21 protein-coding genes, 2 tRNA genes and 1 pseudogene are annotated in these 21,223 nt (G+C 69.1%); 6 read left to right on the top strand and 18 right to left on the bottom strand.

The genetic code is table 11. The features are described from left to right. Positions 1-399: pseudogene (locus ACFY2X_RS30925) on the bottom strand (deoxyribose-phosphate aldolase); the annotation flags it as partial. 469 nt (positions 400-868) lie between these two features. On the opposite strand from ACFY2X_RS30925, the gene ACFY2X_RS30920 reads away from it, so the two are divergent. The 4 genes from ACFY2X_RS30920 to ACFY2X_RS30905 all read left to right on the top strand — a co-directional run bounded on the left by ACFY2X_RS30920 (position 869) and on the right by ACFY2X_RS30905 (position 5,655). Further along, entirely contained in the window at positions 869-1,030 is a 162-nt protein-coding gene (locus ACFY2X_RS30920) for a hypothetical protein (RefSeq protein ID WP_389945048.1), read from the top strand. Positions 1,031-1,153: 123 nt separating this feature from the next. After that, positions 1,154-4,012, top strand: coding sequence for a helix-turn-helix transcriptional regulator (locus tag ACFY2X_RS30915; RefSeq protein WP_389945045.1), 2,859 nt, complete (start codon positions 1,154-1,156; stop codon positions 4,010-4,012). 216 nt (positions 4,013-4,228) lie between these two features. After that, complete coding sequence (locus tag ACFY2X_RS30910; RefSeq protein WP_389945042.1) at positions 4,229-4,792, top strand: RNA polymerase sigma factor; 564 nt, start codon at positions 4,229-4,231, stop codon at positions 4,790-4,792. After that, complete coding sequence (locus ACFY2X_RS30905; protein ID WP_389945039.1) at positions 4,789-5,655, top strand: hypothetical protein; 867 nt, start codon at positions 4,789-4,791, stop codon at positions 5,653-5,655. Before ACFY2X_RS30910 ends, ACFY2X_RS30905 begins: the two co-directional genes overlap by 4 nt. A 100-nt stretch (positions 5,656-5,755) precedes the next feature. On the opposite strand, the gene ACFY2X_RS30900 is transcribed toward ACFY2X_RS30905, so the two are convergent. From ACFY2X_RS30900 to ACFY2X_RS30860, 9 genes are all read right to left on the bottom strand, one after another. Continuing rightward, a complete protein-coding gene (locus ACFY2X_RS30900) occupies positions 5,756-6,325 on the bottom strand; it encodes a TMEM165/GDT1 family protein (protein ID WP_389945036.1) in 570 nt (189 codons plus the stop codon). Positions 6,326-6,642: 317 nt separating this feature from the next. Next, positions 6,643-7,680, bottom strand: a complete 1,038-nt coding sequence (locus tag ACFY2X_RS30895; protein ID WP_389945032.1) for a UDP-N-acetylmuramate dehydrogenase — start codon at positions 7,678-7,680, stop codon at positions 6,643-6,645. 39 nt (positions 7,681-7,719) lie between these two features. Then, a complete protein-coding gene (locus ACFY2X_RS30890; protein ID WP_389945029.1) occupies positions 7,720-8,955 on the bottom strand; it encodes a hypothetical protein in 1,236 nt (411 codons plus the stop codon). Positions 8,956-9,063: 108 nt separating this feature from the next. Beyond that, positions 9,064-9,492, bottom strand: a complete 429-nt coding sequence (locus tag ACFY2X_RS30885; protein WP_389945026.1) for a MaoC family dehydratase — start codon at positions 9,490-9,492, stop codon at positions 9,064-9,066. Continuing rightward, positions 9,492-9,938, bottom strand: coding sequence for a MaoC family dehydratase N-terminal domain-containing protein (locus tag ACFY2X_RS30880; RefSeq protein ID WP_389945023.1), 447 nt, complete (start codon positions 9,936-9,938; stop codon positions 9,492-9,494). The genes ACFY2X_RS30885 and ACFY2X_RS30880 overlap by 1 nt, the downstream gene beginning before the upstream one ends. A gap of 261 nt (positions 9,939-10,199) precedes the next feature. Then, positions 10,200-10,364 carry a 50S ribosomal protein L33 gene (gene rpmG, locus ACFY2X_RS30875; RefSeq protein WP_036325591.1) on the bottom strand — a complete coding sequence of 55 codons (165 nt, stop codon included), beginning with the start codon at positions 10,362-10,364 and terminating at the stop codon, positions 10,200-10,202. 74 nt (positions 10,365-10,438) lie between these two features. After that, positions 10,439-10,512: transfer RNA gene (locus ACFY2X_RS30870), tRNA-Met, on the bottom strand. Between the two features lie 201 nt (positions 10,513-10,713). Next, positions 10,714-10,786: transfer RNA gene (locus ACFY2X_RS30865), tRNA-Thr, on the bottom strand. A gap of 94 nt (positions 10,787-10,880) precedes the next feature. Next, positions 10,881-11,306, bottom strand: coding sequence for a hypothetical protein (locus ACFY2X_RS30860; RefSeq protein ID WP_389945020.1), 426 nt, complete (start codon positions 11,304-11,306; stop codon positions 10,881-10,883). Positions 11,307-11,401: 95 nt separating this feature from the next. On the opposite strand from ACFY2X_RS30860, the gene ACFY2X_RS30855 reads away from it, so the two are divergent. Further along, a complete protein-coding gene (locus ACFY2X_RS30855) occupies positions 11,402-11,713 on the top strand; it encodes a hypothetical protein (protein ID WP_389945017.1) in 312 nt (103 codons plus the stop codon). Here the strand turns inward: ACFY2X_RS30855 and ACFY2X_RS30850 are convergent. Next, complete coding sequence (locus tag ACFY2X_RS30850) at positions 11,703-12,329, bottom strand: hypothetical protein (protein ID WP_389945015.1); 627 nt, start codon at positions 12,327-12,329, stop codon at positions 11,703-11,705. The two genes, ACFY2X_RS30855 and ACFY2X_RS30850, sit on opposite strands and share 11 nt — an antisense overlap. A 404-nt stretch (positions 12,330-12,733) precedes the next feature. Between ACFY2X_RS30850 and ACFY2X_RS30845 the strand changes: the two genes are divergently transcribed. Then, positions 12,734-13,147 carry a cytidine deaminase family protein gene (locus tag ACFY2X_RS30845; protein WP_389945013.1) on the top strand — a complete coding sequence of 138 codons (414 nt, stop codon included), beginning with the start codon at positions 12,734-12,736 and terminating at the stop codon, positions 13,145-13,147. Between the two features lie 138 nt (positions 13,148-13,285). Here ACFY2X_RS30845 and ACFY2X_RS30840 read toward each other — a convergent pair whose 3' ends face one another. The 7 genes from ACFY2X_RS30840 to ACFY2X_RS30810 form a co-directional block, all read right to left on the bottom strand. Continuing rightward, positions 13,286-13,864 carry a hypothetical protein gene (locus ACFY2X_RS30840; protein WP_389945011.1) on the bottom strand — a complete coding sequence of 193 codons (579 nt, stop codon included), beginning with the start codon at positions 13,862-13,864 and terminating at the stop codon, positions 13,286-13,288. 315 nt (positions 13,865-14,179) lie between these two features. Beyond that, the gene (locus ACFY2X_RS30835) at positions 14,180-15,451 is read right to left on the bottom strand and encodes a hypothetical protein (protein ID WP_389945008.1); all 1,272 of its coding nucleotides are present in this window, start codon (positions 15,449-15,451) and stop codon (positions 14,180-14,182) included. A 520-nt stretch (positions 15,452-15,971) separates the two neighbouring features. Then, positions 15,972-16,616, bottom strand: a complete 645-nt coding sequence (locus ACFY2X_RS30830) for a response regulator (RefSeq protein ID WP_389945005.1) — start codon at positions 16,614-16,616, stop codon at positions 15,972-15,974. Continuing rightward, positions 16,604-17,836 carry a sensor histidine kinase gene (locus ACFY2X_RS30825; RefSeq protein WP_389945002.1) on the bottom strand — a complete coding sequence of 411 codons (1,233 nt, stop codon included), beginning with the start codon at positions 17,834-17,836 and terminating at the stop codon, positions 16,604-16,606. The genes ACFY2X_RS30830 and ACFY2X_RS30825 overlap by 13 nt, the downstream gene beginning before the upstream one ends. Then, complete coding sequence (locus ACFY2X_RS30820; RefSeq protein ID WP_389944999.1) at positions 17,837-20,242, bottom strand: FtsX-like permease family protein; 2,406 nt, start codon at positions 20,240-20,242, stop codon at positions 17,837-17,839. Then, on the bottom strand, positions 20,239-20,964 hold the full coding sequence (locus tag ACFY2X_RS30815) for an ABC transporter ATP-binding protein (RefSeq protein WP_389944996.1): 726 nt from the start codon (positions 20,962-20,964) through the stop codon (positions 20,239-20,241). The genes ACFY2X_RS30820 and ACFY2X_RS30815 overlap by 4 nt, the downstream gene beginning before the upstream one ends. After that, positions 20,961-21,200 (bottom strand): hypothetical protein, encoded by a 240-nt coding sequence (locus ACFY2X_RS30810; RefSeq protein ID WP_389944993.1) that lies wholly within the window; start codon positions 21,198-21,200, stop codon positions 20,961-20,963. Before ACFY2X_RS30810 ends, ACFY2X_RS30815 begins: the two co-directional genes overlap by 4 nt. Positions 21,201-21,223 lie beyond the last annotated feature (23 nt).

Below are 21,223 nucleotides of genomic sequence, written 5' to 3'. Positions count from 1 at the left end.
GACCTTCACCTCCAGCGAGGAGCGGCCGCTGGGGAACGCCGTCGCGACGGAGGCGACCTTCACCCCCGAGCCGCGAAGCGCGTCGACCGCGACGGGCACCAGGTCGGGGTAGACGCACACCGCGGCCACCTGCGGCACCGACGGGTCGGTCGGGTCGGGGCGGAGCGCCTTGGCGCACATCGCGCGGACCTTGCCCGGCGTGTCGGCCCCTTCCAGGGTGGTCAGGTCGACCATGCGGATGGCCAGGTCGATGGCCTGTGCCTTGGCGGTCGTCTTGATCGATCGGGTACCGAGCGCCGCGGCTCGCTGGTCGGCGCCCACCCGGTCCACACCGGGCAGGCCATGGAGGAAGGCTCGCAACGTGGCGTTGGAGGCAGCCACGTCAGCGAACGAAGTCATAGTTGACACCTCTCCAGGATGCCTACTGGTGTGATTAGTTCCAAACTGGACACTGCCCAGCCCCGTCACTCGTTTTCGTCAACATTCGCCGAGCTCAGCGGCAGGGCAGGAGAAGCCGTCGCCGACTTGCCTCCCGCGATCACCCGCATCCGGGGCGCACCGGGCACACCGGCCCGCCCGGCAGGCACCGGCCGGGCCGTACAGGGCCCTGCGTCTAAGGCGGCCCACCGGCGCCCAGAGCCCTCGTCAAAGGCGGCTCACCAGCACGGACGCCACATACCTATGCCGCCGGAGAGCCGTAGGGCACCTGCCTAAGGCGGTGACCGGGACGACTTAGGCAGTCCTAGGGCGAAGGCCACCTCGCAGATAAGACATCCGCCTGATGTGGAGGCGGGGGCCTTAGGACGAACCTTAAGTGTGTAAGGAAATCGCACCTTGCAAGACCGCAACACCCAAGGAGGAACCCGAAATGGGTCCCGAGCTTCACTTCCAGATGATCATCAACCGCAGCGCCGAGCTTCGCGAGCAGGCCGCCGACCACCGCCGCGCCCGCGAGGTGGAGAAGGCCAGGAAGAGCCAGGCCGGTGGCGTACGCCGCCGGAGCCTCTTCGGCAAGATCAGCGCGGCATGACCCGTTCACGAGAGCCCGGCCGTCTCCTCCCGTCCGGCCGGGCCTCTCAGGGACCGTGAGACCGCTTTCGCCCAGCGATAAAGAGGGCGATATTCACCCATAAGGCATGACATGCTGGACGACATGATTGGTCGGGCAGTGAGCCCCGTCTTCGTGGGACGGGAGGCGGAACTAGCGAGCCTGACCGTGGCTTTCGAGCAGGCACGCAACAATGCCGCTGCGGCGGTCCTGCTCGGCGGCGAGGCCGGAGTCGGGAAATCCAGACTGATCGGCTGCTTCGCCGAACAAGCCGCCCGTGACGGGGCGCGTGTTCTCATCGGCGGCTGTGTGGAACTGTCCACCGAAGGTCTCGCCTACGCGCCGTTCACCGCGGCGATCCGCCAGCTCGTCCGGGAGTGGAGCGCCGACGAGGTCGCGGCCCTGCTGCCCGAAGGCGCGGCGCGCGACCTGGCCCGGCTGTTACCCGAGTTCGGCGAGCCGAGCGGCGACGTGGAGAACGAAACCGCCCGTGCGCGGCTCTTCGAGCAGATCCTCACCCTGCTGGAACGGCTGGCCGAACGCCATCCGGTGATCCTGGTCATCGAGGACATCCACTGGGCCGACCGCTCCAGCCGCGACCTGATCGCCTTCCTCAGCCGGAACCTGCGCACCGCGCCGGTTCTGATGATCCTCACCTACCGCTCCGACGACCTGCACCGCCAGCACCCGCTCCGGCCCGTGCTCGCCGAGCTGAGCCGGGTGGACGGGGTCCTCCGGCTGGACCTGCCCCGGCTCACCCAGGACGAGGTGGCCGCCCAGATGGCCGGAATCCTCGGCACCGCCCCCGAGTTCGCGCGAGTCAGCCAGGTCTTCCAGCGCAGCGAAGGCATCCCCCTGTTCGTCGAGGCATTGGTCGAGTCCGGGAGCGGAAACTCCTTCCCAGACTCCCTGCACGACCTGATCATCGGCTCCGTGGAGCAGCTTCCCGACGAGACCCAGCGAGTGCTGCGCATCGCCGCCGCCGGTGGGATCCGGGTCGGCCACGACCTGCTCGCCGCGGTCACCGGCCTGTCCGACGTGGATCTGGAGGGCGCGCTGCGGCCGGCCGTCGCGGCCAACGTGCTGCAGGTCGCCGACGGCCGCGCCTACGCCTTCCGGCACGCGCTGATCCGCGAGGCCGTACACGACGAGCTCCTGCCCGGCGAACACGTGCGGATGCACGCCCGCTTCGCCGAAGAGATCGGCAAGGATCGGACGCTGGTCCCGCCCGGCAGGGCCGCCATCGAGATCGCCCACCACTGGTACTCCGCACGCGACGACCTCTGGGCCCTCATCTCCGCCTGGGAGGCGGCGGGCAAGGCCGCCAAGACCTTCGCCTACAACGAGAAAGTCCAGCTCCTGGAGCGGGTCCTCACGCTGTGGAGCAAGGTCCCCGACGCCGCGGAGCGCATCGGCGTGGACCACACCACGGTCCTGGAGCATGCCTCGGAGGCGGCCAACGCCTGCGGCGAGCTCGACCGCGGCATGAAGTTCGTCAAGGCCGCGCTGGACGAGCTGGACGAGGAGGCCGAGCCCGCTCGGGTGGCCGAACTCCTGGTACGGCGGTCGCTGCTCAAGCAGTCCAAGCGGAGGCCCGGGGCGCTCGACGACCTCCGCTACGCCGAACGGCTCGTCCCCGAACCGGGGTTGGAACGCGCCTTCGTGCTGTCCAAGCTGGGCTCCTTCCTGATGTTCAGCGGCGAGGTGGCCGAGGGGACCGCGCTCACCGAGGAGGCGCTGGAAATCGCCCGCGAGCACGGGGACGAGTGCCTGGAGGCCGACCTGATGATCAATCTCGCCCTGGGCCACTCGATCGCCGGACATCTCGACGCCGCGATCGCCATCAACACCACCGCTCAGGAGATCGGCGAGCGGGTCGGCTCCGGCCGCATCATCCTTCGCGCCATGGCCAACAACGTCGACGCGCTGAACAACATGGGCCGCTCGGCCCATGCGGCCGAGCTGGCCCTCGAAGGCGAACGGCTGTCCAGAAAGTACGGCCGCTATCGCATCTCGGGCACGTTCATGGCCAACAACCGGGCCGAAGCGCTGGAGACACTGGGCCGCTTCGACGAGGCGGCCGAGGTGCTCGATCGGGCACTCGCCATGGACCCACCCCTGCGCACCCGGCATCACCTGCGCCGGATCCGGGCGGACGTGGCGATCGCGCGTGGCGAGGTGGATGTGATCAAGTCCGTCCTGAACGAGGTGAACGACTTCGCCATCCAGGAGGAGTTCACCCAGGAGTTGACGGCCAACGCCCGGCTCAAAATGGGCCTGCACCTGCTGAGCGGCGAGCCGCTGACCGCGCTGGAGGTGGCCGAGGAGGTCGTCCGCACGGCACGGATCACCAGCAAACCCATGCTGGGCTGGCGGATGCTCGCCCTGCTGGCGGGGGTATGCGAGATCGCCGGGGTGGTGGCGCCCGAGCGTGCCGCGGAGCTGCGCGACCAGATCGAGAGAACCGCGTCCGCGATGACCGTGAACAGCCCGGTCTCCGAGGCCTACCGGCTCTGCGTCAACCGTGACCACGACGCCGCGGCCATCGCATGGGAGCGGCTGGACCGTCCCTTCATGCGCGCCAAATCACTGCTCTACGCGGGGTGGGCGGCCGCCGCCGCGGGCAATCGCGACGGCGCCGCGGTACGGCTGCGCACGGCCTACCCGATCGCCCTCGCGCTGTCGGCCCGGCCGCTGGTCACCGAGATCGAGTCCCTGGCCCGCCGGGTCGGCGTCTCCCTGACGGAGGAGGAGACGCCCAGCGCCGAGCCCCTGCTGACCCCGCGCGAGCAGGAGGTGCTCCGGCTGGTCGCCCAGGGACGGTCCAACCGCGACATCGCCGCCGAGCTCTTCATCTCCGCCAAGACGGTCAGCGTTCACGTCTCGAACATCCTGGGCAAGCTGAACGTCGCCACCCGGGGCGAGGCCGCCGCGGCGGCCCACCGCCTCGCCCTGATCGGCTGACCTCCCGGACCATCCCGCGAGAAGACCCCTGTCCCCACTGAGAGGGAGGGCGGTGGCTCGCGGTGGGGAGGTCCGCGGGCTTCCCGGCCGGTCGCCGAAGAGAGCGGACACGGCGCGCCGTACCGGATGAGCTGGGCCGGAAATCCTCACGAAATCCACGGACATGTACGGATCGAAACCCCAAAACGATCCAGGGAGCCTTGATGAGGGTGACGCGTGGATGAGGAAGTCCGGACCCATTTCGAGGAGGTGTACCGAAACACCTACGAGCAGATTCTCGGCTACGTCATGAGACGATGCGCCTCTCCTGAGGACGCCGCCGACATCGTCGCCGAAACCTACATGGTCGCCTGGCGGCGGATAGGTGAGCTCCCGCGCGGAGAGCGGGCCAAGCTCTGGTTGTACGGCACGGCCCGCCGCGTCCTGGCCAATCACCGTCGCGGGGAACGACGCCGCGAAACCCATCACGCCGAGTTGCGGGCCGAGACCGAACGCCTGTACGCCATGACGGTCGCCGAAGCCGGCCCCGGCACGCAAGCCGTGAGCGAGGCCTTCGAGCGGCTCGGCGACGATGACCGCGAATTGCTCTCGCTGGCCATATGGGAAGACCTGAACCCCGGGGAGATCGCCGGGGTCCTGGGCTGCTCGCGCAACGCCGTCCGCATCCGCCTGTACCGGGCGCGCAAACGCCTGGCCCGGGCGCTGGAGGAAACCGGGGTGCGATCCAGCCGTGAATCGTCTCCGTCACGTATGCCGCTTCTCAAGGAGGAGTCGCCGTGAACACCAATGATCAGCTCATCGCGAACCTGGCGAGGGTTCAAGACGAGAATCTGTCCGGCCAGGCGTCCGGCGCGGGGGCCCGGACGCTGCTGGATGAGATCGTCGCGACCGGACCGGCCACGCAACAGCGCCGTCGCCGGTTCCTGCCCGGCCTGACCTCCCGGCGCCTCGTGATCGCCGCGGCCGTGACCATGGCCCTGGCGGGAACGTTCGTCGTCGCGCCGACCCTGTTCAAGGTCTCCGGCCAGGTGTACGCCAACCAGGCGGTGACAGTCGACCGCGACGGCGACGAGTACGTCTTCTACGTCACCGACACCAAACCGGAAGATCTTCAAAAGGCCTTCCGGGAGCTGGGACTGAACGTCTCAGTGACGGAGATGCCCGTTTCGCCGCAGGATGACAGAGACATCCTGGGAGTCGACAAAGACCCCGATGTCGGCAAGGTGAGCTTTGGCTCGACTGGCTGTGCCTATCGCGTCAAGGGGTGCACGAGCACATTCCGCGTCCCTGTGGACCTGAAGGGGCATGTGAAGTTCCAGGTGCCCCGGCCCGCCAAGCCCGGGGAGAAGTACGCCTATCCCGCCGACCCGAGCTGGCAGGGCGAGGCGATGGCCGGGGTGGACCTCACGGGCCGCTCCGTGGCCGAGGCCGTGAAGATGGTGCGCGACCGCGATCTTCGGGTGGCATACGAACTGGCCTGGCGTCTGCCCGAGGGCCAAGAGGGAGAGCGTTACGAACAGGACGTTCCCGAAACCCGGATCGATCCGGGCTGGAAGGTACAGAATGCGGGGACCTACAACGACGGTGTCATCATCTTGACCGTGACCCCCGGGCCCGGGGCCACGCCCCCGCCCGGTTACTGACGCTCCACCCGCAGGCAAGCTTCACCGCACCATGACCGTGGTGCCACCGGCCGACCGGTGGCACCACGGTCACCCCGTACGTCCTCGTCGAGCTGCGGTCCTACTGGCGCAGGGCCTCGACGAGGAGAATCACGCCGAAGAGGGCGAACGCGGCGGCGGCGCCGTACCGGATGAGCTTCTCGGGCAGGTGCTTGCCGAGCATCCTGCCGACCGCGATGGCCAGCGCGTCGGCGGCGACCATGCCGACCGTCGAGCCGAGCCAGGTGCCGAACCAGCCGTGCTGGGTGGCCAGCGTGATGGTGGCGAGCATGGTCTTGTCACCCAGCTCCGCGAGGAAGAAGGCGACGGTCACCGCGATGAGCGCCGACCGGGTCGTGCGCCGCGCCTTCTGCGCCTCCTCCTCGGTCAGCTCGTCCCCGCGCAGCGTCCACACGGCGAAGCCGAGGAACGCCAGGCCCGCGATGATCGTGATGGCCGTGGTGGGGAGGAGATCACCGGCCAGCCCGCCCACGGCGACGCTCACCAGGTGGACCACCGCGGTGGCCAGGGTGATGCCCGCGAGGACCGGCCACGGTTTGAACCGGGTCGCGAAGGTCATCGCCATGAGCTGGCTCTTGTCACCGAGCTCGGCGACGAAGATCACAGCGAGACTGATCCAGAACGCTTCCAACGAGATCGCCCTTCCGCACGCCATCGGGCCGGAAGGCGGCACCCGGGGAGTCGGGCACGGCTTCGGCCCGGCGGCATCGACGTATGCCTGCCAGGCCGAAGGTCTCGTCCGCCTGGATGCTTGGACTCCAGGCCCGCGCGACCGGGCGCCAGGGGCGCCAGTATGTCGATCACGCGATTGGGACTACTCCCCCTCGGGTGTTTCCACCTGACCTTAACAGCTGGAACCCACCCGTTGATTCCCCAGCACAGGACTTTCCCCGCACCGGGTTTCCCGGCTTCGGCCGGAAGCGGGCACCGACCACGGTGGCCCGGAAGTCAGAGGAGGGTGCCGACTATGACGGGTTCGTTGACGAGGGTGACACCGAACTTCTCCCGCACCCCGTCGCGAACCTCGCGCGCCAGATCGAGGAGGTCGGCGGTCGTCGCCGCCAGCTCGGGATTGGTCATGGCGAGGGTGTGCTTGGTGGAGATGCGTGCCGGACCGCGCCGGTAGCCCTTGGGGAATCCGGCGTTCTCGATCAGCCAGGCCGCCGGAACCTTGAAGGAGCCTCCGGGCATGTCCCAGCGCGGGAACCCGGGGACGCGCCGTTCCAGCTCGGCCGCCTCCTGCGCGGTGAGGATGGGGTTGGTGAAGAACGAGCCCGCGTTCCGGGTGTCCGGGTCGTCGGGGTCGAGGACCATCCCCTTGCTCCTGCGCAGCTCCAGCACCGTCGCGCGGGCCTCGGCCAGCGGCACCCGCTCGCCGAGGGCGACCCCCAGCCGGGTGGCCAGCTCCTTGTAGGCGATCGGACCGGACAGCCCGTCCTTGGCCAGCTCGTAGGTGACCGCCAGGACGACGCGCCGTCCGGGTTCCTCCTTGAACACGCTGTGCCGGTAGGCGAACCCGCACTCCCGGGCGGTCAGGTCACCCACCTCACCGGTCCTGCGGTCGTACACCCGCACCCCGATGATCGTCTGCGAGACGTCCTGCCCGTAGGCCCCGACGTTCTGGATCGGTGTGGACCCGACCAGCCCCGGGACCCCGGACAGGCACTCGATTCCCGACCACCCCTCCGTCACCGTCCGGGCGACGAGCGCGTCCCAGTCTTCCCCCGCCTGCACGGTGATCCGGTCACCGTCGACCTCGACCCCCCGCGAGGCGACCCGCACGACCAGCCCTTCGAAACCCTCGTCCGACACGACCAGGTTGCTGCCGCCGCCGAGCACGAGCACCGGCTCGCCCGCCCGGTCGGCCTCCGCCACCAGCTCGACGATCTCCTCCGCCGACTCCGCCGCCACGAACGCCCTGGCCGGTCCGCCCAGCCCCAACGTCGTGTACGGCGCCAGCCGTACACCTGCCACCCGATCAGTCATGCGCTTCCCTACAGCCCGGTGCGAACTCCGGCGACCACCCTATGTGGCGCGCAGCAGCCTCAGCACGCGGTCATAGGTCCTGCGGGACTCCCTGTCGCGATAGTCGGGGTCGACGTCGTGATAGCCGCGGTGCCGTTCCTGATGGACCGGGAGGTCCTTGCCGAAGGCGACAAGGGTGCCGGGGAGCAACAGGGAGAACTCCAGATCGGCGTTGCGGTAGTAGCGGGCGTCCTCGGGGAACCCGCCCACGGAGAGCGCGACGTCACGCCTGACCGCGAACAGGTGACCCAGCAGCCCCCGGACGTCGCCCGGCTCGGCATCCCGCCAGTCATGGCCGTCCTGGGTGGGGTTCATCCCCTTCCACCCCGCCGCGGCCACGTCGTCGGCCAGCGCCCTGACCAGCGGGGTGATCGCGTCACCGTCCATGACCATGGAGGTGTCCATCACGACGTGCACCTCGGAGGTGTCGAGCTTCAGCAGCTTGTTACGGCTCTCGCCCCAGCCCGCCGTCCCTCCCCGCCAGTGCGGGGTCTCGGCCACGTGCCAGGCCTCCACCTGGTGGGGATACTCCTGGGCCAGCTCGTGCAGAACGGCTCCGGCGCCGTCCATGTTTCCCAGATCCAGGCCCAGGACTTTGGCCCCGGTGCGGGCGACCAGGGCGCGCACGCACCTTCGCAGATCGTCGGGCCAGCCGTCCACCACGAGCCCGACCGTCACGGTCGGGGGCGGGACCGGCTCCTCGGCCTCGACCGGGGTGATCTCCTCGTCGAGTCGCGACACCGACAGGCTCGCGTCCCACAGCAGCTGGGAGAAGAGCATCCGTTCGGGAGTGCCCTCGATGTCGTCCGCCCGGCCGACGAGCTCGGAGCCCTTGGGCTCGGGCAGTGGCGCGGTCTCGGTGCGGGCGACCCGTTCGGCCTGCACGGGGTCGAGTCGCTCCGGCCCGGCGGCCGGTTCCGCGGCCTTGGCGACCTGCTCGGTGTCCGCCTGGACGTCACGCTTGGCGGGCTCGGAGCCCGCGACCGGCCCGGATGAGCCGGTGACCGGCCCGGACCATCGGGCGCCCGTTTCGGGCGGAGAGAGGGAGCTCACTGTGGGCCACACCTTGAAGGGTGGCCGTGGAACGAGCTCGAACCCGTCTCCGACGTCGCGGACGAGCCAGCCCTCGGCTTCGATCTCGTCGCGGAGCGCGTCGGCCCTGGCCTGGTCGCGGCCGGTTCGCGCCTCGGCCCGCTGCTCGGCGAGCACCTTCACGTGAGGTGGTACTTCGCTCATCCTCGGACGTTACCCACGGACCGGGGAGAGTATCAGTCCCCGGCCCGCGAGCTGCGCCTTAACACGCTCTGTGGATATTCGCTTACGGTGCGGATCTGCTCGGCGCCCCTAGCTGAGCTGGACCACCGCACGGGCCTTGGAGAGCACACGGGAGTCACCGGACCTGGCGGTCAGCGCGACCACCACCCGCTTGTCCTCAAGCTTCTCCTCGACGACACCGCTCACCGTGATGACGGCACCCTGGTCATCGTCCGGGACGACCACCATGGAGGAGAACCGCACCCCGTAGTCGACGACCGCTCCGGGGTCGCCGGCCCAGTCGGTGACGAACCTGCCGCCCTGAGCCATGGTGAACATTCCGTGCGCGATGACGTCGGGCAGGCCGACCGCCTTGGCGAAACGCTCGTTCCAGTGGATGGGGTTGAAGTCGCCCGAGGCCCCGGCGTACATCACCAGGTTGGCGCGGCGGACCGGGTAGTCGACGGCCGGGATCTCCTGGCCGGTCTCGACCTCGTCGTATTTGACAGTCGCGGCCATCAGCTCGCCCCTCCACGCTCGACGATGGTGTTGTAGGTCGTGCAGACGGGCTCACCCTCGACGGTCGTGACGTCGCTCCTGACGGTGATGAGCTCGTTGCGGCCGACGCTGCGGATGGCGGTCACGGTCGAGACGCTGACCAGCTCGTCACCGGCGTGGATCGGCCGGTGGTATTCGAAGCGCTGCTCGCCGTGGACCACCATGGCGAAGTTCAGGCCGAGCTCGGGGTCGGCGAGGATCGTCCCGCCCGCCAGGCTGAACACGATGGGGAAGGTCGGCGGGGCGATCACGTCGGGATACCCGGCGGCCTGGGCGGCCTCCCGGTCCCGGTAGATCGGGTTGTTGTCGCCGATCGCCGTCGCGAACTCCTTGATCTTCACGCGGCTGACCTCGTAGGGCGTGGAAGGCGCGGACGCCCGCCCGACGAAATCACGATTCAGAGCCATCGTGCTCCTTTGCGGATACCGAGCTGGTGAAGCCGACATTAACAGAACAATATTCGGGAGGCATTCCCCCCACCGGCCACCAGGAAACCGTAGCCCGGCACGCGTCCGGCACCGGCTGTCCGGCATGGTCAACGCCCGGACAAGAAACCTGTACAAACACAACAAACCGGCGCCCTAGAGAGGGGCGCCGGTCTGCGTTGAGTATGCGGGTCCTACTGAAGTACCCATCTCCCGCCAAGGGCCGGGAGGCTTCGCAGAGACTTAGCGGGTCTCGCGGTGCGCCCGGTGCGTCTTGCAGTTGGGGCAGTACTTCTTCAGCTCAAGCCGATCCGGGTCGTTACGCCGGTTCTTCCGCGTGATGTAGTTGCGGTGCTTGCACTCCTGGCAGGCCAGCGTGATCTTCGGCCTAACGTCGGTGGCAGCCACTTGGGAGTGCCTTTCTACGTTTGGGACTGTGGACAACCCGCACCGGCCCCCTTGAGAGGGGCCCGGAAGGGTAGTAGCGGAGGCCGGACTTGAACCGGCGACACAACGATTATGAGCCGTTTGCTCTGCCTGACTGAGCTACTCCGCCTTGGGGCCGGACAGAATCGACCGACCCCGCAAGGATACCCGACCCTTGGAGCGCCTGCGTACTTGCGCAGGTCAGGGCGGCCACTTCCGGGTTTCCCCAGTATGCCCGCGCTCGTGTCGGGAACCTTGAGTATTTCTGGTGGCCTCCACGGCCCACCCAAGCCGAAAGCCCTAACCGGATGGTTAGGGCCTTTGGCTATCGAGCCCCTTTACGGAATCGAACCGTAGACCTTCTCCTTACCATGGAGACGCTCTGCCGACTGAGCTAAAGGGGCCTGTCTGCTTTGCTCTCGCGCTGCGGACAGGTGTAACCATACACGGCTTGGGAGCGCGATGCGAAATCAATCAAGGACTGCCCGGATCGCGAGCTCACGGCGTGGGCAGTGCTCCGGACAGTGCGTCGGCGGGCTCGTCGGGCTTGGGGAAGTCTCCGTCGATGTCGAACCGGGTGAAGTACTTCTCCCCCCGCACCTTCTTCACCCTGCCAAGAGTGACCGTCGCGGTGTACGGCTCGGCCAGGCAGCCCGGCAGGCACCAGCTGCCGCGCAGCTTGCCCACGCCGACCGCCGTACGCGGCCCCCAGCGCCGCCAGGTGAGCCCGCCCAGCGAGCTGAACTCCGAGACGACCAGGTTCGACGGCCGCTGGTCGGCCCGCCCTTCCTCGGCGCCGTAGAAGTTGATCACATAGATCGGCTCCCGTGCCGTGGCGCAGGGCTCGGCGACGGCCGTCCCCGATCCCGCGGTCAGGACGACCGAACCGAGCACGGCCAGCGCGGCCACAGTGGTTCTTCGCACTCTTCCCCCATTTTTCGCTGTTTTCCCACTTGGCGACAGCTGCCCCGCTTCGATGAAACGATCGGTGGAGACCGTACGCCCGACCGAGGAGCACAATGCTGCAGGACCGTCGCAGAGACGCGATTCGCGCGCTCGACGAGAGCGACAGACCGCATTGGTACTGGCACGGCGTGGACGGCGACGGCCACGTGTGGCTGTTCGAGACCGTCATCGACGACGGCGGGGAATACTGGCCCATCAGGCACGCCGAACTGGGGCCGGACGGCCTGGCCCGCCGATACTCGTGGAGCCACATCGAGGACGAGCACGGCTTCCTGGCCGAGGGCCCGATCTATCCGGACGACTTCGGCCTGAATCCCCTGACCGCCGAGGAGTTCGCCACCCTGTGGGCCGCGCTCAGTCGATGAGGGTGCTCTCTTCGATGTTCCCCACCCGGCCATAGAGGACCCGTTCGTTGATCTCCAGGTTGTTGATCAGTTTGAGTGCCGCGGAGACGGCGTCGCCGACGCGCTCTCCGGCGATCTCGCCGTACCCGATCTGAAAGATCGTGTTGGCGGCCCGGTCGTCGCCGGCGATCCGCCGGGGGTCACGCCAGGTTCCCTCGGCGCCGAACTCGGTGGCCGCGCGGAGCACGAACGCGACGGCGTGGGCCTTGGCACGGGGCACCGTCAGGGTGAGCAGTTCGCGCTCGACCCGCGTCAGCCGTACCCCCTCCTCCTCACCGCCGAGCAGAAGCCCGTACAGCACGTCTTTGACCTCGCGCAGCAGGATCTCTCCCCGCGGCGAACGGTATTCGGCGGTGATGAGCGCGGCACCCTTGGGGGGAGGGTCGAGCAGATATCCCCTGGTTTCAAGGCCGAAACGATCCAGTGACAGATATCGCCCGACATAGCCGGACAGAGAATCCTCATCCAGGCTCAGCTTCCGTAGCCGGGCGACCCTGGCGGCACACTCCTTCGTCTCCTCGGGAGCCTCGGAGCTCTCGGAGAGCCCGGCCTGAGCCTGACCCACGATCTGCGTCACGTCCCGCACGCGAAACCCGCTTTCGGCCTGGAACCTGCTGCGACTATGGCATCCGGAGGGGGCCTCGACCAGAGAACCTTCCCGCCGATCGGCCCGCCTGTCCGATCTCGGACACGAGAAACAGGATGAACGAGCTTGAGAGCCGAAATGATCGAAACGTCGCCTGAAAGAAGACATGTGGTGGCATAACCTGCGCCCCTCGAAAACCGGCCTCAAAAACCAGCCGTCGAAACCCGGCCTGGGAAAGCGACCGGACTCGCCCCACCGGGTGGAGCTTGAAGTCCTTCCCCCGCTCCCTTGAGACTTGAGAACAGCCTGAAAGTCGGTGGGAGTCGATGGAAGAGGAGGCCGCCGCCAAGCGGGCCGCAGCCGGAGCCCGCGAAGAACGAGGAGGACCCATATCCATGAGCACCCCCATTCCAGAAATCGATCACGAGCTGATCCGCGCGGCGTCCGACGTCGCGAAGAGATACTGCCGCGGCGACAACCACACCGTGGCCGCCGCCGCGCGCGCGGCGAGCGGCGAGATCATCACCGGCGTGAACGTCTATCACTTCAGCGGCGGCCCCTGCGCCGAGCTGGTCGTCATCGGCGCCGCGGCCGGACGAGGCATCTATGACCTGGTCACCATGGTCGCGGTGGGAGACGGCGGCCGTGGAGTGATACCGCCCTGCGGGCGCTGCCGCCAGATGATGCTGGACTACTTCCCGGCCATCAGAGTGATCGTTGGATCGACCGAGTCCCCGCGCTCCCGCCCCATCACCGAGCTCCTCCCGGAGACCTACGTCTGGGCGCATCAGCAGTCCCACACCCAGTGATCCACGGCTCGTCGATCCACCGGCTCACGGCTGGGAGGCCGGCGGCGATCGGGCTCATCCGGACGGGGCCGGGAGCACCGGACCGGCTTCGGCGACTCACCTGGACGGGGCCGGGAGCGCCGGACCGGCTTCGATGACTCACCTGGACGGAGTCGGCAGCGCCGGACCGGCCTCGATGATGACCAGCGGTGCCTGGCCGTATTTCTTCGGCAGCTCCGCGGTCGCCCTCGCGACCTCGTGCGTGCCGACCTCGACGGCGGTGCCGTCCGGGCGGACGGCGACCGAGGTGATCGAAAGCCCCTGCCTCCGCCAGTCTTCGGCGTCGCCGCGAATGCGTTTGGCGAGCACCTCAAGCTCCCGGGCCGCGTACGGAGCGTCGCGCAACTCCACGGGGACGTCACCGAACCACTTGCGGAGGGCCGCGTCCAGGGCGGTGGAGGTGCGCCGATAGATGATCAGTGCGGGTCTGGCCGGGTCAAGCACGATTCCCGCGTAGTGGCCGGGAAAGCCCTGCCGCAGATAGGCGTCGATCTTTGTCGCCGCGGCGTCGAGTTCCGCCTGGCCGTACTGCCGGGAGTCACCGCTCCCGGTGGGGTCCGGGACGTCGTCGCCGGCCGTACCGGACGTGGCACAGGCCGCCATGGCGGTGAGGAGACAGCCGAGGAAGGCCGTGGCGAAGATGGCGGCCGCGGGATGCGTGCGAGCGGTCGGGTGCATGATGTCGCCTCCAGCTGTCGGGCTTACGCGGGCTTTTGCGGGCTTACGCGGGCTTGTGCTGGCTTCTGCGGGCTTAGGGGGATTGGGCGGGCTTATCGCTTGCCGACATAGGTGTGACGGATTCGGTCCGCGTTCTGTTCCGCCGGCGTGGAAGCCGGGTTTCGCGCCGAGGTGAGGCCGGCGCATCCGCGCCGGCCTCACCTGTCTTGCCAGATCGAGGTCCCGGTCCTGGACGCCGTGCCAGGACCGGGATTCAGCGTCCGGGATTCAGCGTCCGGGATGTCAGGCCGGGGCCCGGCGTCCCGGACGCCGGGCTCAGCCCAGGACGATCGCGATGCCGGGGAACGAGGCCACCGCGTTGCTCCACGGGGTGTAGTACATCCGCCACGCGCAGGTCCGGCCGGTGGTGACGTAGCCGGTGCACGGCACCGCGGTGCTCGTGTCGATGGCGGTGTTGACGCCCGCCGCGTACACCTGGCTCGTGTTGGAGGCGTTGATGACCTCAACCGAGCCGCCGCTGTCGCCCTGTCCCACGGCGTTGGTGTGCGCGGACTGCTCCGCCCGGACGGTGCCGGTGATCCAGTAGCCGACGTTGATGCTCACGCCGGTCTGCTGGACCTGGATGCTGCAGTTGGTGCCCGAGTAGGCGCCGGAGGTGCACACCCACAGGCCGACATAGCTGCCGGAGGTGCCGATGACCGGGTTGTTGAACTCGTTGGCGGTGTTGCCGATGGCGTTGTTGAAGACCCGGCCCTGGGATCCCGCGTTGATCAACAGCACGTCGCGGCCGTTGTCGTCCTGGGAGATGCCGCCGATGACCTGACCGGTCGGGTCGGTGGCCGTGTTGCCCACCGCCCCGCAGTGACCGGCGGAGAGCATCTTGGTCACGCCTCCGTGCGAGACGGCGAAACCGGTGGAGCAGCCGCCGCCACTGGTGTTCCGCCAGGCGCCTCCGCCCCACCACGGCGGGGAGTCGTCCCACCGGGTCGCCAGCGCCGGGCGGACGCCGGTTTCCACGGTGACCGGCACCGTCACATCGCTGACCGCGGCGCGGGCCGCCCTGGCGTCCGCACCGGTCACGGTCAGGCCGGAACCGTCGGGCTGGGGTGCGACCGAGGTGATCACACCGCCGGGCTTCCGAGTGATCCGGGCGACCTCGCGTTCCAGTTCGCGCGCCGAGTGCTTGGCCGGGAGAACGCTGATGGCGACGTCGCCGCGCAGTTCACCGATGAGACCGTCGATCGACTGGGGGGTGTTCCCTTTCCAGTAAACGCGCAGTTCGTGGTTCTCCGGCGCGGCGATGATGCCGGCGTAGCCGCTGGCGCCCTGCTTCTGGGCGGCCGCGGTGATGCGGTCCGCGGCACTGACCAGTCGCTCCTGGGTGGCCAGGAGTTCCTTCCATGAATCGAAGCCGCCCGGTACAGGACCGTTCTGCTCTATGGCCTGCGTGCGGGTGTCCTTGTCCGGATCCTGCGCGGAGGCGGCCTGCACGCCACCGATCGACGCGGCGATCAAGGTCGCACCCAGCGCGACCGCGAGGCGGCGGGTGAATCGGCTCGCGCCTTCGAGGGGTGGGGGGACTTTCACCGGGGTTTCCTCCTTGCCCGTGGTGAGCTGAGGAACCTGGTATTTCATGAAGCCATAGGCGGATCAATATATTGACATACACCTGTAAAGCCAGTAACACGCGATTAAACATCGCTCATATAATGCATTTCCAGCTTGCAGCTATTAGCCCGAAATAATTTCGCCCGGCGGCGCATCCAAGCCCCTCGCCTGCAAGGACGAGCCCCTCCGCGTCCGAATCAAGTCATTCGGACACAAGGGAATCGCTGTCCGCTTCCGGACGGGGAGTATGCGATCGTTCGAGACGATCGGTGATGATTCGACTACGGAAGGAGACTTTCCGAAACTCGTTCGGCTGGAAAGATCGCACACCCGACCACGGTCATCTCATCCGCGCGGAATTCCCGCGCGCAGAAATCAGGCGATCTTAAAAATGAATCACCGGCACCGGATCGAGCCGGAAGGACGAGCCGATTTCCCTCCCGGCAGCGGGCTGAACCCGCCAGGCGCACAGGACCATGAACGCGAAAGAAAATGGGCGTTACTGGTTGTCGAGGAAAGCCAGTACGGCGAGCACCCTGCGGTGGCCTCCGTCGGAGACCGGCAGGCCGAGCTTGGCGAAGATGTTGCCGATGTGCTTGTGCACGGCGTTGTCGGTGACCACCAGCCGCTGGCCGATCTCGGCGTTGCTGAGGCCCTGCGCCATCAGCGACAGCACCTCCCGTTCCCGGTTGGTGAGCGCGTCGAGGGCGTTCCCGCCGCCGCCTGTCATGAGCTGGGCGATGACCTCGGGGTCCATGACGGTGCCGCCTTCGGAGACCCGTAGCAGGTCGTCGATGAACTGCCCGACCCGGCCGACCCTGTCCTTGAGCAGGTAACCGACCCCTCCGGAGCCGTTGGCGAGCAGCTCGCGCGCGTAGAGCTTCTCGACGTACTGCGACAGGACCATGACCGGCAGGCCGGGATGCGCCTGCCGGATGGCCACGGCCGCCTTGATCCCCTCGTCGCGGAAGGACGGCGGCAGCCGCACGTCGGCGATCACGAGGTCGGGCCGATGCCGGTCCACGGCCTCCAGCAGGCCGGGTCCGTCGGTGACGATGGCGGCCACCTCGATGCCCCTGGTGCCCAGAAGCAGTTCCAGGCCCGCCGAGAGCAGGACGTTGTCCTCAGCGATCACGACGCGCACGGCAGCTCCACGGTGATGGCGGTCGGCCCGCCGACGGGGCTCTCGACCAGCACGGTGCCATCGAGCGCGGCCGCCCTCCTGCGGACGCCCCCGATGCCGGTGCCCCGGCTCTCGTCGATCCCGCCACGCCCGTCGTCGGCGATCTCGATCCGCAGCCTATCGTTCTGCCTGGCCAGCCGTACGGTGACCCGGGTGGCGCCGCTGTGCTTGGCGGCGTTGGTGATCGTCTCCGCCACGATGAAGTACGCGGCGGCCTCGACCGCCGCGGGTACCCGTCCCAGGTCGTCCAGCGTCACTTCGACGGGGACACCCGCCCGTGCGGCCACCGCGGTCACCGCGCCCGGCAGTCCCCGGTCGGCGAGGATGGGCGGGTACATCGTGCGGATCACGTCTCGCAGCTCGGTCATCGCCTCCTCGGCCCCCTCGTGCGCCTCCTTGAGCAGCTTGGCGAGCATCCCGGAGTCCTCGGGGATCGCCTCCCTGGCCACACCCAGCCGCATCGCGATGGCCACGAGCCTGGCCTGGGTGCCGTCGTGCAGATCGCGCTCGATCCGGCGCAGCTCGGCACCGTGGGCGTCGAGCACACCCGCCCTGCTTTCGGTCAGCTCGCCGACCCGCTCGGCGAGCTGATCCTCCGCGGACGGCTCCAGCGCCGCCAGGCACCCTCGCGCGTGCATGGGACCCAGCTTCGGCAGCGCCCACCAGCCGAGTGCCCCCGTAACGGCGATCTGCACGGCGCCGAGGCCGAGCGCGCTCACCCATCCGGTCACCGGGACGGCCAGCACCGTCAGCGGCTGCCCCGCGGGGAACAGCCACCAGAACGGGACCACGATCGTGGTGCTCACCAGCCCGCCGAGGGACACCAGCGCGATCAGCCCTGCGGGGATGCCGGTCACGACGTGCCGGAGCATCCACCACAGGTCGCGCCTGATCTCACGATCCTCCAGGACCTGCCGCCACTGCGCGCGAACCCCCTGGGGCAGGTGCGCCTCCCGCTCGGAGATCGCGACTCCCAGCAGCTCGGCCGCGCGCCGGCGATGCCATTCGGCCCACTGCCGCGTGCCCACCATCATGCGCGGGACCACCACCAGCCCCAGCCCGCCCAGCCCGGTGGACATCACACCGACGACCAGAAGCGGTAGGAGGATCATCGTCGCGATCGCCGTCATCAGGCCCACCAGGAGATAACGAGCATTGCGCCACAAATGTGTCAGCCGCACTTATCGGAGGATCTTTCTGGCGGGGAGTTCAACGGCAAGCCACACTACCAATGCCACCACCAGTACGGATGCCGGCGCCAGCCACAGCGGCCCGGCCGGAACAGAACGGCCGAGGAAGCCTATGCCGAGCAGGACCAGCGGCACGGCCGAGAGCACGAGCCCCGCCCCCGACGCCCCGGCGCCGATCATCGCCGCCTCCCAGCGGATCATCCGCCTCAGCTGGCCCGGCGTCGCGCCCAGCCACCGCAGCGCGTTCAGCTCATCGCGCCGGGCCGTGGTGGTCGCCACCAGCCGGTTCGCGACGGCCACCAGCACGTAGGCCAGCAGTACGGCGAGCACGGCCATGTTCACCATCGCCTGGGCCGAGGCCGAACCCGCCTGCGGGCCCTCCGGCCGGGTCGTGAGCTCGACCCCGGGCCATCTGCCGAGCAACGGGCCGAGCTCCGCGGGCCGGGCGAGGATCGCGGCGTCGAGACCGGTTGTGGTGTGAACCGCGGCCAGGTCGCGGGAGATCACGATCGGACCGAATCCGAGCCCTCGCCGATAGGTCGCGACCACCCGCGCCCGCACTCGCGCGCCGTCACCCATGGTCACGTCGAGGAACTGGCCGACCTGGCCCACCCGCTCGTCAAGCGCGATCGCGTCGCCCTTGAGCTCGCCCAGTCCGCCGCGCACCACCTCCAGATCGACCAGTCCTTCGGCGTCCGGTCCGAGCGCCATGGCGGGTCTGGACATGAGATGCGGATCGTCGCCGAACAGGAGCGGTCCGGTCACCACCGTGGTCGCCCCCACCCCGGCGGCCTTGGTGGTCGCCCGCACCTCGGCGAGCAGGCCGTGGGGAATGCCGCCCAGGCCAGGAGCGGTGATGGTGACGAGGCCTCGCATGCCCAGCGTGGCCTGATCCGACATGGCCGTGGTGATCGTGGTCTGGGTGAGCACCACGCTGAGGCCGAGCGTGACCGCCATGCCGAGGGCGGCGACCGCGCCCGCGGTCCTGAGCGCATGCCCGTGACAGTTGTTGACCGCGAGCCAGGCAGGACCCGAAAGCCGAGCCATGAGCCGCGACCCGGCCAATGCCCCCGCCGTCCACTGGACCAGCCGGGGGCCCGCCAGCGCCAGGCCGATCACGGCCAGGAGTGCGGCCGTGGCCGGGCCGATCGCGGCCGCCTCGGTCCGCACGAAGAGCGGCGCGGTGGCCAGCACCAGGGAGGCCAGCATGAGCAGCAGGCCGGCGTTCGTGCGTGCCCGCGAAGGGGGTCGCGCGTCGGCTATGCCGGAGACGACCGACATGCGCGAGACGCGAAGCGAGGCCGCCCACGACGCCACCCTCACGACGCCGAGCAGCAACAGCGCCGCCGCCACCGCGGGCAGCGGCCCGTACACCAGCGGCTGGTCGGCACGGAGTGCCCCGATGCGCACGAGCAGTTCGCCGAAGCGGGCGGCCAGGTGGTAACCCAGTGCCGCGCCAGGAGCCAGTGCCAGAACGGCGGCCACGGTGCCCTGGACGGCGACCATCCGGCGCACCTGGCGCGGAGTCGCTCCCGCCGCCCGCAGCAGGGCCAGCTCGCGGCGCTGCCTGTTGATCGAGAGCGACAACCCGCCACCCACCACGAAGCCGACGATCATCAGGCTGATGCCGCCGATCGAGCCGGGAAGCACCAGCAGCAGCCCTCGGCCCGCCGCCGCACCCGGTGATTCCGCATCGGCTCTGAACCGGCCGGTCGCGATCTCGTAGCGCTCGCCGAGGCGACCCTCGAGCCTCTCGGCGAGGGCTTCCGGGGCGACACCTGGCGCGGCCCGGACCGCGACGAGGTCGACGGTGCCCGCTCGCGCGCCCGCCGTCCGGCCCGCCAGCTCGGCGGCCCTGGCGTCGGCGAAGTAGAGGCCGGGGGCGTCGACCAGCGCCGTCACCCGGTAGGCCGCCGGCCTGCCGCCCGCCACGACTCGCACCTGCTGTCCGATCCGCCCGCCGTTCACGGCGATCTCGTTCGATGCGCGCGGGGCGCGCCCCGCCGTGAGCCGCCCGCTCAGCGCGAGCGAAGACCACCCGTGCCCCGCCGTCGCCGGATCGGCCGTACGGCTCGCCGTACCGGACAGGACGGCGGCGGGAAAGCTCAGGTCACCCACCGCGGCCGCCACCCCGGGAACACCGGAGACCGCACCGACCAGCGAACCCGGCACGGCCGCCCGCTCGGGCAGCGCCACCGGCAGATCCTCCTTGCGCGGGATCGACTGCCGCGCGGAGACCACCACATCCGCTCCGGCCAGCCGTACGGCCGGCTGCGAGCGAAAACCCGAGTCCACCAGCACCCCGGTCGCGGCCACCAGCGCCATCCCGCCGAGCACCGCCACGAACACCACCACGAGTCCGCCGACCCTGGCCATGGCCAGCGACATCCTGATCATGCGACGGACTCCCGGCTGAGCCGCGCGAGCCGTACCGCGAGATCTTCCGGGGACGGGGCATTGAGCACGTCGACCACTTTCCCGTCGGCCAGGACCAGGGTGTCGTGCGCGCAGGCGGCGGCGGCCGGGTCGTGTGTGACCATGACGACCGTCTGGCCGAGCTCGTCCACCAGCTCGCGCAGCAGTTCCAGCACCTGCGCGGCGCTGCGCAGGTCGAGAGCTCCGGTGGGCTCGTCGGCGAACACCACGTCGGGCCGCGCGGCCAGCGCGCGGACGATCGCCGCCCGCTGCTGCTGGCCTCCCGACAGCTCGGTGGGCTTGTGGCGCAGCCGCCCCCTCAGACCCACCCGGTCCACCAGCTCGCCGAGCCAGGCCCGATCCGGGCGAACGCCCGCCAACCGGAGCGGCAACGTGATGTTCTCCTCGACCGTGACGGTCGGCATCAGGTTGTAGGACTGGAAAACAAAGCCGACATGTTTCCTGCGCAGCTCCGTACGCCTGGTCTCGGACAACCGGCTGACATCGACGTCGCCGATCATCACCGAGCCCGAGGTGGGCGGGTCGAGCGCGGCCGCGCAGTGCAGCAACGTGCTCTTTCCCGAGCCCGACGGCCCCATCATCGCCACGAACCTGCCGCGCGGGAAGGCCAGCGTGACCTCATCCAGCGCGACGACCTCGCCGTAGGTCTTCGTGACCCGATCCAGGGTGACGACGGGAGTCACGAGCGACGCCGGCTGATGTAGTGCACGGCCAGGCCCACGGCGCTCGCGGCGCCGACCGCTCCGCCGGTCAGCCCGACCGGCGTGAGGTCACCCTTCATGGCGATGTTGGACACCAGGTTCACCGCCGCGCCCAGGACAAGCAGGATCCAGAGCGACGCGCGCAGCGCGGAACCACCGCGCTGCTTTTCAGGGGCGGACGGACGGGCAGCGGGATCAATTCGATACAGATCACTCATGACGACAACGCTAGAAAAGTGAT

Source organism: Streptosporangium sp. NPDC000396, from assembly GCF_042898655.1.
Classification (GTDB): domain Bacteria; phylum Actinomycetota; class Actinomycetes; order Streptosporangiales; family Streptosporangiaceae; genus Streptosporangium.
Note: the sequence above shows the minus strand (reverse complement) of the source record. Positions and strands in the feature narration are given on the sequence as shown.